Raw genomic sequence first — 14,190 nt, 5'->3', positions numbered from 1 at the left:
GTTGGGATGGTCTGTGATCCTGTCGGTGGCTTTGTCGAGGTACCGTGCCACACAAGGAATGCTATAGCTGCTGCCTCGGCTTTTGTGAATGCCGATATCGTAATGGGAGGATATGAGAATCCCATACCTCTAGATGAAACGGTGGATGCCGTTTATTCCGTTGGAAAGATGATGCCATGGGAGCTAAGATGTACAGTGATGGGAGGATTAGCTGTATGTCCATCGGCTATGAAGTTCATGCCCAAGATGGAATGATGTTAATTCAATGTTGCACAGTTCCGCTGCAGTATTTCTAACAATATTAAGAAGTACCATATGACGACCCGAATTTGTATATACCACGCTAGCCTTTGATTCCCGTCATAAGTTCCTCCTTTCCTCACGTTCTAACCCTCCTATTTCTCCTGACCCAATCTTTCCCTTGTAGAACTGAGCTTCTAATCTATTTAAACCTTTACTTTATAGTATTATATATAAAGGTTTATTTATATTCCATTAAGGTTTTATTAATTTTCTCATTGAGATAGATTCCCAGGAGAATCTAATTCAACTTAATTATTTCAACTATATTTATAGTTATTCCTTTGCCTATGCTCTTTATACTCAAAATCATGAAATCACTTTTTACCCTATATTCTTCCTGATCTCTCCTATACATTATCTTCAAGTCTTTCTATGGCATATGCAATAGCATTTAGAGTGTCTCTCTTTATTACCAATCCTGTAGCCTTTTCTTTTATTGTCGGTTTCCCATCCTTTACCTCCACAACGTATGAAACAGGGATTCTTATCTCATCTTCCATTTCCTCACTCGCCCACATATTCGGAAATCTGAAAAGAATTCCTAAATTCTTTTCGATCGGAGATATTACCCATATTATGTCTTCCTTGTCCTTGCTTCGTGATCTCCATCTACTTACAAACAGGATTCCAATTGCAGTCGAAACTTCCCTCCATCCCGTACGCTCATATTCTTCATTGATCTTTCTTGCATTTGTTCCTACTTTGTTCTTTTTGCCTTTATCGGTCGGCGCTTTCCTTTTATTCTTTCCCTCTACCTTTCTTACCTTCTTTCCCCTTCGCAATTTCATATCCCCATTTCCTTTGCTCTATACCTTGCTTTATTAATATATCTGTAGATCCCCCTGCCGGAATATTGTACACATCTATTCTTTCCGGGGTCAGTCTACTGGATACACGTATGCCCTGGTGTCCGTTATGCCAGGGGGAACCTGCCCTACCCCGAAGCCCTCTCCCGTCGTCTCTAGGTAGAAGTACCTTACGCCTTTGACCTCATAGTATGAGCCTGAGAAGGGCCCGGCCAGCCCGACAGCAGCGTGGCCCGCATGTGGGAGGACGATGAGGGCGACCCTGTACCCCATCTTCCTGAACAGTGCCGCACCTAGGATAGACTTGTCGTCGCAGTCCCCTCCGTTTGTTATCAGGGTCTCGGCCGGGTACTTCGGGTATTCGTCCATAGAGGCCGACACCCTATCCGGCACGTAGGGTAGGGACTGTACGAAGGCCGCCGTGAACTCCACCTTGTCCTTCTCCGTGAACCCGTTCCTGTAGGCTGCCGAGTTGATCCACTCCACCACAAACCTGAGGAGGGGCTCGCTGTAAGGATCCCTGACCATACTAGCCCATCCGCTGTGATCGTACGGCCTGTCGGCCACCGCGTAGTGCAGGTAGTAGATGAGGGGGACGGGGATGCTCAAAGTCCACTCCCTAGACAGGCCGAGGAGCCTCTCCCAGTATGTAGAGAAGCGCCACCTGTAGTTCACGATCACTGTCTTTTTTGCTACTCCATCGAGGAACTCATCGGCTTTTTCTGACACCAGATCCCCCCTCAGATACGAAATAACTGACCCGGAGTTTATACTGAGCTTGGGATCGATATAACAAATCCTGGAGGTTATACCTATCGTTCGGGTATCTGTAATTCCTATCTAGCCTACTGTAATTATCCTTAGGGCTGTTGTACCAGCTTGTCCTAGCATATGTTTGGTTCCCTCTTTTTCCAGACTGTACTATGGCAAGATAATGCACTTCGGACTGGTCAGAGGTGAATTTTTTGTTTATATAGTCTTCTATTCTTTTATCCGAAAGATTTATCTTATTTAGCCCCCCAACTCTGTGGGGGGGCTCACCTGCTAGTATAGTAGCTTTGGTCATAATCTCACTCCTAGGGAAATCTTAGGAGCCCCCCATATTTAAGTTGAAATCCTTCATTTTCAACTCTGGATTAGGTAGAATAGGGCTTTTATCTCAATAAATCTGGTATAAATTATCCTAAAAACTAAAAATGGATGAATATATCTCTAATAACCCATTCTTTACCCTTCTGTTTTCCCTGTTAAAAAGAGCAGAAGGATATCTATTAATTTTCACTATTAACCCTATCCTAAGAAGGATCACTAGATATTATACTGGTGCGGTCAATTCTCTTGCTCAAATAAGCTCGACGAAGCAGATCAAAGTTTTTTCAGACATAATACCCAGAAAAATAGGAATACTAATAGAGAACCTGCTTAAATATAAACTTCCGGATCTGAAAGGAAATAGAAGGGTTTATAAATGGTTATCACATGCACAATGTGAACATCAACTATCGATATCGATCTTCCCTGCCTAGGATCCTCATATCAGCTTTTTAGTATGCTATCCCTTACAGCATCATAAAAAGCCTTTACATTGTCCTTTGACTTCAGATTGTCGACAGCTTTTATCCCCTGATCCTCAAGCTTTCCTCTCACATCCTCAGGTATATGCTCAAGGGATACTAGAATTAAGTTATTGGGCTTAAATATCTGTCTGTATGGCAGAATCTGCGATTCTATTTCTCTTTTCCAGGAGTCAAATGGATCCTCCTTGCATTCCACAAGTAGGTCAATGGCATTTTCGGATTCAACAAACTCCTCAGTTCGCTCGAAGCTGCCCCTAGCCACAACTATATCTGGTCTCACTGGAACGCGTCTTCCCGCAAACATTCCAAGCATGTGAGCCCCTTTGCTCGGCTGAAACTCGAGCCAGAGTGTGAAATCTTCGTATGGAGTCTCGGCTATGCATTTGCTTACCTCGGATCCCTGCTCAATCCACCAGCATGGGTTTCCCTCTTGCTCATTCCCCTTAAATTTAGATACCTCAATTGCATCACACAGTAGCTTCATGACCCAGAGCTCATATATCCACTTTCTCGTTTCTTTCAGGCTTTTGGCTCTTCTCCTGTCCTCAGGTATGCACATGAACTCAAAGTAATATCTCTCTGGATCCTCTAGCATACTTTCAAGCCTCCTCTGCTTTCCCATACACAATATATTGAAGCCCTTCTCCCTCTCATACTCCTTAAGCTCGTGGACCATTGGAATGAATAGCTGCTTGAACTGCACCTGAAGATCCTGCAATAGAGGATCTTTAACGCGAAACCTAAGATTGTATATCTCCTGAACTTTGGAAGACTCACATTTCTCAGGAGATCCGTCTTTAAAATCCTCTATTTTGCATTTCCCCAGAGACATGAGACCGCTATTTGAGAAATAGAAACGATATATTGTCTTTCCAGTAACTTTGTTTACAGGGATCCTGTGGATAACGATGTTCTCATGCTTGCTTGAGCTTAAAGCATAATCACCTACATGGACAAGCTCATTCCCCTCAACAACGTAGAAATAATATGCTCCCTTGGTTCCTCTCCATCTCTCCTTTATGACCGCCTCCATAAGGACACCTTTTATACAACAATCCTATGTAGCTTATAAGCCTTCCATAATACCCTTACCGAATAACCTCTATATGCTATCTTCCAGTTACTCTGCTACCTTTTTGCTAAAGAGAAGGCATCTATCGAAGCTCGTGTTAAGCAAAATCCTTAAATAATTTTAGCCTACATTATTTTTAGTTGATAGAGAAAAAGAGCCCAGAGGTGTCTAAGCTTGGTTTCTTCTCTTAAGAATGTGATAGAGCGCCTTATAAACGAAGCCAGACAGGCTTCTTCTCATACAGCCAAGTTTACAGTTTTAACAAAACTTTTGAGAGAACTTTTTGGTATTGAATTAGTAGATCTAATTCCTGGTATTGAGAAGAAGGTCGGGAGCAAAATCTATGGATTTAGAGGCAAAACAGATCTCCTATTTGGCTCTGTAATCTTTGAAGTTAAGGTTAATTTGGAGAGAGAGCTTGAGGATGCTAAAAAAGAACTGAAGAAGTATTTTCAGGCTCTACAAGAAATCGAACCTGAGAGAAAACACATAGGAATAGCCACCGATGTTATAAACTTTAAAGCTTATATGCCAGTTATTAAAGATGGCCAAGTTGTTGATATTTCCGAGATAGACTCAATGAACTTATTAACTACGCCTATCGATGAGGCAATTCTATGGCTTGACTCCTTCATATTTCATGAGTCAAAAATTAGCAGGCCTACTGCAGATGACTTAAAGTTTAGGTTTGGGCCCGGAAGCCCAACTTACTCGGTAGCCGTCGACATTCTTAACAGCTTGTGGGAAGAGGTAAAGAATAAGCCGAATATCAAGCTAAAGCTTGATCTCTGGACTAAAAATATGGAAATAGTTTATGGCAGCAGCCCTAAGGAAAAAGCTTTTATAGATCAAACATATCTCGTAACTATAGTTAAACTAATAGTTTATTATAGGCTCAGCGGGGACAACATGGTTAGAGCGGATCGAATTAAGAAGGCCTTGACGGGAGAGTACTTCCAGTCCACCGGAACCAAGAATTTTATAGAAGAAGACTTCTTTACATGGATTTTTCATCCGAATATTATTGATAGAGCCTTAAGTCTTGCATGCGATTTAGCTAAAGAGCTTCTAAGGTATGATATGAGTCAGATAGATGAGGATTTATTCAAGGAGATATATCAGGAAATTGTCAAGCGTAGTGAGAGACATAGAATAGGTGAGTATTACACGCCCGAGTGGCTAGTAGAACTAACGCTTAAGGAAGCTCTGGATACGTGGCTTGAAAGGAACAAGGACAAAGATGCTCCAAGAATCTTGGATCCAGCATGCGGTTCAGGGACATTTCTGTGCAATGCTATTCGCATGATAAAGGATATTCTGGAGAAAAAGGGGAAGAAGCCGGCTGAAATTTTAGATTTTATCCTTAATAATATTATCGGTATAGATATTAACCCATTGGCTGTCATCATTGCTAGGGCGAACTACCTTATCGCTCTAGGTGAACTCCTTAGACTTGGAAGAAATGTCGTCATCCCAGTTTACGTTTCAGATTCTATAAGAATTCCTGATGTTAAAAACGTGTTTGCCCATTCCGCCGAAGAAGGCACCATTCAAGTTTATAAGATAACAAGTAATCAATATGATATTCAAATTCCTGTCCAAGTCGCAGAACACAGGTTTAAGCTTGGAAGAGTTCTCAGCGGACTAAGAGAAGCCTTAAGTGTTTACAGGGAAAGAAGAAATAAAGATGAAGCAAAGGCACTGTTTAACCTCAATACCTCGGATATTTTGAGCCAAGCAGAGCTAGAGATCCTAAATGGGACACTTAGCACATTGTTTAAGCTTGTAGATGAGCAACGCGACGAAATATGGATTTATATTCTTAACAATATCTACGCACCAATAGCTCTAAAAGAGACAAAATTCGACATATTAGTGAGCAACCCACCTTGGATAGCAATGAGGTATATTGAAAACAAAAGTTACCAAGACTGGATAAAAGATGAGGTTTTGAATTACGGTCTACTTACCAGCGATCAAGTTGAGCTTTTCACGCATATGGAAATTGCAACACTTTTCTTCAATAAATCAGCAGAACTGTATTTACGTGAGAATGGTTTAATAGCATTTGTCATGCCGAGAAGCGTCTTGACCGGTGCCTTTCACCACATAAACTTCAAACAGTTCAGAAAACCAGAAATGAGGCTTATTAAAATACTCGACTTTGAAGACGTATCGCCGTTATTCAATGTCCCTTCCTGTGTCTTACTTGCAGTTCTGGGAGAAAAAACAGAATATCCAGTGCTTGCAACGAGATACAAAGGGCAACTTGAAAAGAAAAATTGCAAACTAGGCGAAGCTAAATATAGATTAAAAGCTGAAGATTATATGTACGAACCTCCAACTATAGGCCAAGTAATTCGTTACAGTTATTACTATGATAAGGTTAAGCAAGGTGCAACTATAGTTCCAAGAAACTTATGGTTTATAGATTTTAAGCCTCATCCAATATTGGGGATAGACATAACAAAACCAGCTGTTAAAACATCAGAGGAAGCCATAAAAGCAGCTAAAGACCAGTGGAAGAGTATAGTTTTGGAGGGAAATGTAGAATCGGATTTTATATACGCCACGATATTGGGTGGTGATCTTATACCATTTGGATTTACTAAGCTTCGTCCAGTAGTTATGCCTGTAAAACCCTCAGCTGAACATTATAGAATCTTTGATGTAGAGGAATTAAGAAATATGGGGTACGTTGGAATGACTGAATGGCTGGAGAGAGCACAAAGAGCTTGGCAGGAACATGCTACCGAAAGGTCACGCGAAGATATCCCTCGTGTAGTTTCATGGATCAACTATAGAAATAAACTTGCGGAGCAAAATCCAAGCAAACGCTATGTCCTCCTCTATAATACAAGTGGAACAAACCTTGTGTCATGCGTAGTTGATAGGAAAGCTTTACCGGATTTTGAAATATTGAAAGCCAAGATAACTCCGAAAGGTTTCATAGCAGAATCAAAGACATACTTCTACGAAACTGATAATGAAGCTGAAGCCCACTATTTATGTGCTGTGCTAAACTCTGATGTCGTGAACGAGAGGATAAAGCCTCTGCAAACAAGAGGATTATATGGCGAACGTGACATCCACAGAAGACCATTCATGCTCCCTATTCCTAGGTTTTATGCTGAAAATCAAGCTCATTTGAGATTGGCTGAGCTAAGCAGGATTTGTCATGAAAAAATTGCAATAGCAAAAACCATATTTACTGGAAAATCTGCTACAGGCTTAAGAAAGCAGGCAAAAGAGACGATAGAAGTGGAGCTTAAAGAGATAAATGAGCTTGTTTCAAGTATTCTAGCAGAGAATAGTGACAATAAATGAAATTTACGGATTTTAGGGAAAAGAAACTTACCAAACTTTCTCTAATAATATAGAGGACTTCTGGTCTATATGTACTCCTCTAAGGTTCCTTTTTGATCCCCTAAAGCCAGTTTTTTAAGCACCTCGTATAGCGGAAATGCCTCGTTTGCCCTTACCCATGCCTCCTCCACAAAGAACTGGGTTGCCATTTTTGCTGCCGTTGAGTCTATTGGTATGAGATCCGAATCCACGTTGAAATAGTTTGCCAAAGTCATGGCTGAAGCCAGCTGTATGGCCCTTTTTTCGAGCCTCATGGAAAAGGGCACGGTCCTCGTTTCCAGATGTTCTAAAATTAGACTTGATGCTCTATCAATCAGCTCGAGCATTTCATTCGTGAGCAACACCTTCTTCTCTTGGAAAGCTCCCACAACTAACGGATGTTTTGTTTGAATAGCATAAACTAGAGTTAAATGATCTCTGAGTTTGGGTGCTACCTTGGCCATCTTCGACTGTAGGATGCCCAGCATGAGCTTTCGTTGGCTTTTTGCAAGCTCACCATATTTCTCCTTGGTTAGCCTGTGAAGTCTGCATAGCATTCTATCCTCTATAGCATTGAAGTTCGGATCGCTAACTGTAGCCTCGTATCCTCTTTCAAAAACTCTAGTGTTGTAGTTGACTGAGAAAAACGAGGAGAACTTATAGGGCCCAACAGTGTAGGTCTTGGTCTCATACCGTATTGTGCCCCTCTCCATCGCCAGCTTTAGGGGTTCGACCATGCCCTTATACTTAAACCAATCATTAAACTCCGTGACTATAAAGTTGAATTTTCTTCCTTGATAGGCCTCACCGATGGCGATAAATTTGGCTGGTGTCATGCCACCGCAGTACCTATTGAGCCCTGGTAAACCATGAGGAGGAACGTTCTGACTTTCATTGCCGAGTATCATGTCCTTGGTGGCGAATGTCTTTCCAGTTCCCGGCTCGCCGAAAAGTGCAAGATTAAATCCTATGTTCAAAGCTCTGTTTCCATCCTCATTTATAACTTCAGCATCGCATATCGAGTACTGCTGGGTTATGCTCAAAAGATGGTCAAAGAAAATCACTGGACCATAAAGGTCTTGCAAGTAGTCTATAAGCGATTGAGGAGACCATTTTCTGCCAAATTCCACAGTTTCCTCAAGTCTTTCCTTAATTAAGTTGGAAAGATAGTTTTTAAATTCTTCTTCCATTTTGATGACTTCGAGAAATTCCTGCTCGGAATCCTTAGTCCTTAAGACTGGGATGGGCTTTTCTTCAAACTCAGCTAATACTTCTAAAACTGCCGGCTTAACTTCCTCGGGCATGGACCACTTGGGATATCCTCCGCTACCAACCTCCCAAGCTAGGTCCCATTTATCCCTAAGCTCAGCAATAAGATGCGAGGGATAGATCCTGTCACCATATATTTCACTTGCCTTAGCAGTTATAAGCTCAAATGGAGCCTCATTTATCTCTGTAAGAGCCTTTAGCAAGGCATAACCTTTCTTACCATGAATTTTCAGAATCTGTTTTACATCGTTCTTGACCTCCTCCCATGAACCATGAGGCTCAAAAACTCCTCCTTTCCTAACAGTATAATATTTTCCTCTAAATGTGTAATAATCTTTAACAGGGGAAAGCCAGATTAAACGCTCTAATTGGGCATCTGTCAGGCTTTTTGCTAATTCCTCAAGATTAACAAACTTGTCTTGGGTACGTCCTAGAAATTCTAAAACCCTAGTTTTAACTTCATTGGGCCAGTCCCACTCTATATGATAAAGAAATCTTCTCAATAGAAGAACTCTCTCCTTAATCTTGTCAGAAGGGATGCTCACAGATTTATTTTCCTCGGCGACCATAGGCTAATTCACCCAACCTTTTCAGTAATAGCGAATGGGTGCCTATTAGCTTTATTGAAGTCTTAACATTATTCCAAACAAGGTAGGCATTATTTATACGATTTTCTTCATGTCCAGCTGTTTCTCTAAACATCCCCACAGGCTTTTCGACAGGAAACACTCTTATATTTGCTGACACCATGCTGCCTTGATATTGTCTTAACCGCTATTTAAAGTTTTATATACATATATTAAGGTCCGACGCTAGGAGAACAAATTGTAATGCGACAGTCTTACTCAAATAAATGTAGCTTCTAGGCTTAGAAGTACTGCATACTGCAGCTTATTTTTGCTTAAGATCACGTGGACTTCCCTGATGTGCTTTCCATCTCCCTTCTTATCAGCATGTAGTCCTCCTCAGGTATCTCAACAATTCCTCTCCTCAGGTATGCGGACCATCTCTCCTTGTTCCTTATGAAGCTCAGCCTTGGCACCAAAGGCTTGAAATCCAGTGGCCTTTCCGGCACCAGTATAGGCTTGAGCATTACCCTGTTAGGGTATAAGTCTCCTCTAAATATCCTCTTATCGCTTTTGAATGGATCTGATACTATCTCAAACAGGCCCGCTATTCTGGATGGAAGAATTCTGTATTCCACCTTCTCCTGAACCATGTATATGAATGCCTCATCTCCCTTCTTCACTCTCTTCATCAGTTTCTCCCTTTTTTCAGGAAGGCCATATATACCCTCTTTCAGAACTATATCCCAGTTCATATGATCTGTGACAAAGATCCAGTACGTCATTTTGCTCTCCACTTCATGAAAATGATTTTATTAAAAAAATTTTTCCCATCTAGAATTCAGAGGTTCTGAATGTCCCTAAATGAATCCAATGTTGCTGATTATCTTCCAGAAGACATCACAATACTTTATGTAATGCGACAACAGCTACCAATTTCTGAGTTACTGAGTTCAGATGCCGATTATCAGCATCCTGATCAAAGAGACAATTAGCTCGATTTATCCAGCTTTTTCCTCCTAAATAGATGGAGCTTTCCTCTAATATAAGGATAGAGCTTGTAGTAGGAGAGATATATGAGGGTAAAGATTGTTAATGTTACAGTAAGGGCATAAAGGAATCCCAGCTTGGGCTCTAGGTATTCCAATGCCTGAAATGCTCCAAATATGCCGAACAAAATTGTCAGTAGAACCTGCTTTCTGGATAGATCCTCCTGACGGGCTGCTAATTCAACCTGTGCCCTGGAGAATTCCTCCTGCTTTTTCAGGGCTTCCTCCTCATAGAAAGTTCTAGCCATGTCATCCAGCTCCTTTAACAGAGATTTAAGTGTGTCAACCTCACCTGAAAGCCCTAGCATTTCTTTCCCGTGCTCCATGATACTCCTTTCTGGATCTACTATAAAGAGTGAGACATTCCTGTACTCCTCCAGCCCTTCCATCAGGCCCTCCTTTATCTCTGCTATCTCGCTGGGCCTCACGGTTTCTCCTCTTCTTCTTCTCTCCCTGAGCTCTCTGAACTTATTCCGATAGATTGAGGTATACACCCTTAGAATCATGTCCGACAGCAACAAGAATTCAATCGGCTGCACAAGAAAGAGTTCTCTCCTTCGATATCCAAGTTCCTCATCCTCCTCAGATTTCAGCTCTTCATTCAGCATGGCAGAGCCCAAAAAGATGGATGCAACACCAGCAGTTACAAATATTGCATAATCTACACCGAGGGATAAGTTTTCTCCCAGAAACTTTCTAGCAACGCCCTCCCGGTAATATCTCCAATGCGCATAGGATCCAGAGATTCCAGCTATCTCTCTTAGATGTCTCTCAACAGCATCTTCAGCAGTCGTGCATTTACCATCGCACCTGTGCTTCCTTATGCACACTACTCTGTGAACTAAAGAAAGTGGTGTCCTAAGCCTTTCCTTAATTTTATCACTAGTGATATCTTTCTTTTTCAGTGCATCAAGAGCTGCATCATAACTTCCATACCTGCCTTTAAATAAGACAGCAACATACAGAGGATAGGTGACGATCTGTCCAACGAATTCGTATAGTGTCGTCTCTATTATATTCCCGAATGGATCCTTAATTGTGCATTCTGCATCATATAGCTTTCTCCCTATATTTATCAGGTCATCCGTTGAGAAATTCCCGTTCAGGTGGATCCATATTGTTAAAACACAGATTCCAGCACTGTGTAAGAGGAGATACGGCTCGCACCTCAGCCCATTAAGATGGAGCTCCTGATCCTTGATACTCACGTTCAGGTCGGTCAATTTAAGCCTCACATACCGGCTCAGTTCCAAGTATTCAGGGTGACATACTTCATGATCCACCAAAGATATCTCTTCAAACATCTCAAGTGCCCTATCAATCTCCTCCTCGAGCCTCTCATTTTTCATCAATTCCTCTATGCCGATCTTCTCCGGATCCTCGATCCCGAGCTCCTTTGCCTTACGATAAACAAATTGTGGTGTAGGCCGGAATTCCTTAGGAGGGATCCAGATCCCCTCAACCATTTTGTATCTTTCAGAAAACCATTTTAACAATTCTTTCAGATCCTCTGTTTCAACAGGAGCTCCTAAATCAAAAGATATAATATAAACGAGATCAGGATCCTCAAACATTACTTCCTCGCTTCCAGCTTGTTCCCTCGCACCCATACTCTACCCAAGATGAGAACAATATAAACATTTTAAAACGTCGTCCAAGTGATTCCTGCAGGATCCTCATTTTATCCCAAGCCTCTCCTCCACTTCCCTCACTTTCCTCTTTCTTAGCTCCTCTATAACCTTCCTGTATATGTCGGAATTCCTCTCCATTATCCCCTTCAAGAACTTAGATATGTCGAACCCTGGATCTCTAGCTTTCATATACCTTACAAAGGCGCTCGTTATCGGGCTGTGTATTGTCACCCTTGGCATCCTCAGTGCAATATCAACAGCTTTTTCAACAGGATCTATCTCCTTAACTTCTTCCTTTAACTCAGGTTTCTCAACCCCCGCTTTCTCCACCTTCTCCTCTTTCTCAGGATGGCCTAAAAGGGCCCTTATTCCAGTCCTATCAGCTTCCCTCTCCTCTTCTCCATCAAATCACCCCTTCAGCCTCTCCAGAACCTCATCTGCTAATTCCCTGTAGGCCTTTGCCCCTAGGGATTCTGGATCGTAGTGAGTTATCGGTTTCCCGTAGCTAGGGGCCTCAGCCAGCCTTATGTTCACCGGTATCTCGGTTCTAAACACCTTATCACCGAACCTCTCCCTCAAACTATCCCTCACATCCTTTGCCAGAACAGTCCTTCTATCTACCATCGTGAGCAAAAAGCCGAGGATATCCACATTGTGGTCCAAATCCTCCTTCATCATCTTCAGCACCTCCATGAGCATGGGTATCCCAGCTAAGGGATAGTACTGGGCCTGAACCGGGACTATCACATGAGTGGACGCCTTAAGAGCGTTTATCGTGAGTATCCCCAGACTGGGAGGGGTGTCTATTATCACAATATCGTAGCTGTCCTTTACCGGCCTCAAGACCTTCTCTAGAACCCTTTCCCTCGCCATCCTCTGGAAGAGCAGGGCCTCAGCCCCTGCTAGGTTCAGATTTGATGGCATTATCTCCAGATTATCTATTCCTGTTTTCGTTATCACATCGGATGCACTCTTCCCCTCGACAACGCAGTCGTAAACTGTCTTTTCCAGCTCTGGAGGGTTCAAGCCCAACCCCCTTGTAGCTGCAGCCTGGGGGTCGAAGTCCACCAAAAGGACCTTCATCTTCTTCTCCTCAGCGAATATAGCTGAGAGATTGACCGCTGTTGTCGATTTTCCAACACCACCTTTCTGATTTGCTAGGCTTATCAACAGCGTGGGAAAAAGATGATCAATTTTAATATAAATTCTCTAGTTATTCCTGCTCGAACATTATCTTCCAACGGGAGAGAAATAGCACTATGGCTTTTGATTCTACCACTACTACTAAAAGGATCATAGCATAGAAGAGGGATTCTCTCCATTCCAAGGAGGAAGTTATTATTACGGAAAATATAGAAACTATTAAAAGAAAATCTAGTAGTAAACGTAATGTTATAATAAACCTCCCATGCTTTTCAAGGAGCTCCTTCTTAGGCACTATTACACGGTAGGGCTTTCCGTAGTTCTTCAGCATCTTCCGGCTATTTATTTCGGAGATAATCCCAAGAAAGAGGAAAAAAGAAGGAATCATGAAGTAAGTAGCAAGAAAGCATCCGATGGGATTGACACTACTTCTGCAGGCCTCAGGATTCAGAAAGGAGGTAACGCACCAGAAAAGAGAGAATAAAAAGGAGTACGCTGTATTCATGGTAGAGCTGGCTATCTCCTCATCGGGCAGGGATACTTCTTTATCGCATATTTTGAATATATGATCTATGATTCTAGGAAGTATAAGCCCTCCGGAGAGATGTCCAAAGAGAAGGAGCAGGATCATACCCCCAGCTCTGACTACGGGATTCTGGCTTCCCCATACATTCAGGTATATCACAGCAACTACATATCCAATAGTCCCAGTGTAAAGGTAGATCCATCCCCTCGTTCTCATTATAGCACTATCCTCTAGTGCACCTTTCCAGTATCATAGTAGAAGGGCATTATAACTCCAACAATTAAGAGAGGTATGGAGTAGAGGATGAGGTTAAAACCCCCAAAGAAAGCTTGTACCATTGTGAATACTATAGTACTCAGGGATATTAGAAATAGGAAGCCTTCATCAAGCTTATCCACCTTGCTTTTTCCAGAGCCCTTCGGCATATCAGATTCCATTAGTCTGGTGATACAGAGGTTAAAAAGGATTTATCATGCCTAAGTCCCTTTATTCTATATTATTCCTTTTGAGTTGTTCCTTAACAAATAACTGGTGAGGAATTTTGATATATACAACAAAAATTTATATAAAGCTTATAAAGTGTTTCTTAGGAGAAAAAGGTGTTTTTCAGGTTGTGCGTATTTAGGAAGTTAACCTAAAAACATGATTAGCCGAATAATAAGGCAAAGATCTGGTATGAGAAGAAAGCAAGCAAATAAGCAATTAAAAGCTCATATACAATAACTAAAAGCAAGTATTTTGCTGATCTCAGCTCCTTAAGAAGAACAGCTGCTGTGGCCATGCACGGAAGATAGAAGTTCATCATGACAGAGAGAGATACTATCTCAGCAGGCCCTAAAATTGACCTTATTGCTGCAACTGGATCCTCAGATCCTGTTATCGTGTTTATTGTGCCCAAAACTC

The 14,190-nt window shown here is 41.8% G+C and carries 13 protein-coding genes and 1 pseudogene; 2 read left to right on the top strand and 12 right to left on the bottom strand.

Annotated features, from left to right (window positions below; genetic code table 11):
* Window positions 1-255, top strand: a 255-nt coding sequence (locus D6D85_RS00990; RefSeq protein WP_202617258.1) for an L-serine ammonia-lyase, iron-sulfur-dependent, subunit beta, incomplete at its 5' end; no start/stop codon positions are given.
* Window positions 256-650: 395 nt separating this feature from the next.
* Here D6D85_RS00990 and D6D85_RS00985 read toward each other — a convergent pair.
* The 4 genes from D6D85_RS00985 to D6D85_RS00970 all read right to left on the bottom strand — a co-directional run bounded on the left by D6D85_RS00985 (window position 651) and on the right by D6D85_RS00970 (window position 3,719).
* Window positions 651-1,091 carry a hypothetical protein gene (locus D6D85_RS00985; protein ID WP_153183994.1) on the bottom strand — a complete coding sequence of 147 codons (441 nt, stop codon included), beginning with the start codon at window positions 1,089-1,091 and terminating at the stop codon, window positions 651-653.
* Between the two features lie 90 nt (window positions 1,092-1,181).
* Complete coding sequence (locus D6D85_RS00980) at window positions 1,182-1,838, bottom strand: hypothetical protein (protein ID WP_125670179.1); 657 nt, start codon at window positions 1,836-1,838, stop codon at window positions 1,182-1,184.
* Complete coding sequence (locus D6D85_RS00975) at window positions 1,819-2,175, bottom strand: hypothetical protein (RefSeq protein WP_125670177.1); 357 nt, start codon at window positions 2,173-2,175, stop codon at window positions 1,819-1,821. Before D6D85_RS00975 ends, D6D85_RS00980 begins: the two co-directional genes overlap by 20 nt.
* Before the next feature lie 470 nt (window positions 2,176-2,645).
* Window positions 2,646-3,719, bottom strand: a complete 1,074-nt coding sequence (locus D6D85_RS00970) for a hypothetical protein (RefSeq protein ID WP_125670176.1) — start codon at window positions 3,717-3,719, stop codon at window positions 2,646-2,648.
* Between the two features lie 213 nt (window positions 3,720-3,932).
* Here D6D85_RS00970 and D6D85_RS00965 point away from each other — a divergent pair, with 213 nt between their 5' ends.
* Complete coding sequence (locus D6D85_RS00965; protein ID WP_125670174.1) at window positions 3,933-7,085, top strand: Eco57I restriction-modification methylase domain-containing protein; 3,153 nt, start codon at window positions 3,933-3,935, stop codon at window positions 7,083-7,085.
* 65 nt (window positions 7,086-7,150) lie between these two features.
* On the opposite strand, the gene D6D85_RS00960 is transcribed toward D6D85_RS00965, so the two are convergent.
* The 8 genes and pseudogenes from D6D85_RS00960 to D6D85_RS15945 all read right to left on the bottom strand — a co-directional run.
* The gene (locus D6D85_RS00960; protein WP_125670173.1) at window positions 7,151-8,941 is read right to left on the bottom strand and encodes a hypothetical protein; all 1,791 of its coding nucleotides are present in this window, start codon (window positions 8,939-8,941) and stop codon (window positions 7,151-7,153) included.
* Window positions 8,942-9,279: 338 nt separating this feature from the next.
* The gene (locus D6D85_RS00955; protein WP_125670171.1) at window positions 9,280-9,723 is read right to left on the bottom strand and encodes an EVE domain-containing protein; all 444 of its coding nucleotides are present in this window, start codon (window positions 9,721-9,723) and stop codon (window positions 9,280-9,282) included.
* A 206-nt stretch (window positions 9,724-9,929) separates the two neighbouring features.
* On the bottom strand, window positions 9,930-11,597 hold the full coding sequence (locus tag D6D85_RS00950; RefSeq protein WP_125670170.1) for a hypothetical protein: 1,668 nt from the start codon (window positions 11,595-11,597) through the stop codon (window positions 9,930-9,932).
* Window positions 11,598-11,663: 66 nt separating this feature from the next.
* On the bottom strand, window positions 11,664-11,948 hold the full coding sequence (locus tag D6D85_RS00945) for a hypothetical protein (protein WP_125670168.1): 285 nt from the start codon (window positions 11,946-11,948) through the stop codon (window positions 11,664-11,666).
* Between the two features lie 78 nt (window positions 11,949-12,026).
* Window positions 12,027-12,788, bottom strand: a complete 762-nt coding sequence (locus tag D6D85_RS00940; protein ID WP_237558701.1) for a ParA family protein — start codon at window positions 12,786-12,788, stop codon at window positions 12,027-12,029.
* Between the two features lie 43 nt (window positions 12,789-12,831).
* Window positions 12,832-13,503: a hypothetical protein gene (locus D6D85_RS00935; protein ID WP_125670166.1), complete on the bottom strand. Its 672-nt coding sequence runs from the start codon at window positions 13,501-13,503 to the stop codon at window positions 12,832-12,834.
* Between the two features lie 14 nt (window positions 13,504-13,517).
* The gene (locus tag D6D85_RS00930) at window positions 13,518-13,712 is read right to left on the bottom strand and encodes a hypothetical protein (RefSeq protein ID WP_125670164.1); all 195 of its coding nucleotides are present in this window, start codon (window positions 13,710-13,712) and stop codon (window positions 13,518-13,520) included.
* Between the two features lie 221 nt (window positions 13,713-13,933).
* Window positions 13,934-14,190, bottom strand: a pseudogene (locus D6D85_RS15945) (hypothetical protein); the annotation flags it as partial.

Origin of the sequence: Candidatus Methanodesulfokora washburnensis, assembly GCF_003947435.1 — an archaeon.
Taxonomy (GTDB): Archaea; Korarchaeota; Korarchaeia; order Korarchaeales; family Korarchaeaceae; genus Methanodesulfokora; species Methanodesulfokora washburnensis.
The sequence above is the reverse complement of the archived record's forward strand: the minus strand, read 5'-3'. Positions and strand labels throughout refer to the sequence as shown.

Bases quoted from the DNA above. Each gene is read 5' to 3' on its own strand.
- D6D85_RS00985 (WP_153183994.1), bottom strand. From the start codon at position 1,091: ATGAAATTGCGAAGGGGAAAGAAGGTAAGAAAGGTAGAGGGAAAGAAT.
- D6D85_RS00955 (WP_125670171.1), bottom strand. From the start codon at position 9,723: ATGACGTACTGGATCTTTGTCACAGATCATATGAACTGGGATATAGTT.
- D6D85_RS00960 (WP_125670173.1), bottom strand. From the start codon at position 8,941: ATGGTCGCCGAGGAAAATAAATCTGTGAGCATCCCTTCTGACAAGATT.
- D6D85_RS00970 (WP_125670176.1), bottom strand. From the start codon at position 3,719: ATGGAGGCGGTCATAAAGGAGAGATGGAGAGGAACCAAGGGAGCATAT.
- D6D85_RS00975 (WP_125670177.1), bottom strand. From the start codon at position 2,175: ATGACCAAAGCTACTATACTAGCAGGTGAGCCCCCCCACAGAGTTGGG.
- D6D85_RS00950 (WP_125670170.1), bottom strand. From the start codon at position 11,597: ATGGGTGCGAGGGAACAAGCTGGAAGCGAGGAAGTAATGTTTGAGGAT.
- D6D85_RS00930 (WP_125670164.1), bottom strand. From the start codon at position 13,712: ATGCCGAAGGGCTCTGGAAAAAGCAAGGTGGATAAGCTTGATGAAGGC.
- D6D85_RS00935 (WP_125670166.1), bottom strand. From the start codon at position 13,503: ATGAGAACGAGGGGATGGATCTACCTTTACACTGGGACTATTGGATAT.